The organism is Streptomyces sp. AC627_RSS907, assembly GCF_019049165.1.
This window is the reverse complement of record NZ_JAGMUE010000671.1, coordinates 1-794: the sequence shown is the minus strand read 5'-3', so window position 1 is coordinate 794 and position 794 is coordinate 1. Positions and strand designations below refer to the sequence as shown.

General features: G+C 74.4%; 1 protein-coding gene and 1 pseudogene. One reads left to right on the top strand and one right to left on the bottom strand.

Annotation, left to right across the window (positions count from 1 at the left end; all coding sequences use genetic code 11):
- On the top strand, nt 1-335 hold a 335-nt coding region (locus tag KUM32_RS37720), incomplete at its 5' end, for a DinB family protein (protein WP_217146341.1).
- A gap of 80 nt (nt 336-415) precedes the next feature.
- Here the strand turns inward: KUM32_RS37720 and KUM32_RS44370 are convergent.
- A pseudogene (locus KUM32_RS44370) lies at nt 416-794 on the bottom strand (hypothetical protein); the annotation flags it as partial.

Here is a 794-nt window from a genome sequence, read left to right as displayed (position 1 = left end):
GCCTAGTGCGGCACATGACCGACGTCGAGCGCACGTGGTTCCGCTGCGTGCTGGGCGGGTCGGACGCGCCCCCGCTGTACTGGACCGACGAGAACTACGACGGCGACTTCGACCTGACCGAGGCCGACTTCGCGACCGACATCGCCACCTGGCGCGCCGAGATAGAGCTTTCCCGGGAGGTGGCCGCGGGTCGCACGCTCGATGACACCGGGGAGCGCCGGGGGGAGCTGTACAGCCTGCGCTGGATCTACGTCCACATGATCGAGGAGTACGCCCGGCACAACGGCCACGCGGACCTCATCCGCGAGCGCGTCGACGGCGCCACCGGCGAATAGCGCCGGCCTGCCGCGTTCCTCTCGGCCTCGGCCGCCCGCCGCGACCGGCGCCCGGTGGCTCGGGCCTCGTCGCCCGTGCCCTATGCCCAGGGGTGTTGACCGGGCGGCGGCGCGGGCTCGCCCGATGTGCCCGTGGTGTCCGTCAGCCGCAGCGCCAGGCGCCCGATCGCCGCGCGCACCCCCTTGCCGTAGGAGTCGTCGCTCAGCGCCCCGGACGCCGCCTTGGCCAGGTCGAGCTGGGCGCGAGCCGCGTCCGGGCGGCCGAGCTTGACGTAGTCCGCCGCGAGGTTGAGGTGGAGTGACGGATACAGGCCGCGCACCGCCGCCACCGCCCGTCGCCGGTTGGCCTCCGCGGCCTCACCATCGCCCGGCTCCCCCGCCTCCACGCTCTCCTCCCCCGGCGCACACGGCCGTTCCCGTAGCGGTGGCCGCGGGGATCGCGCCGCGTGCTCCGTATCC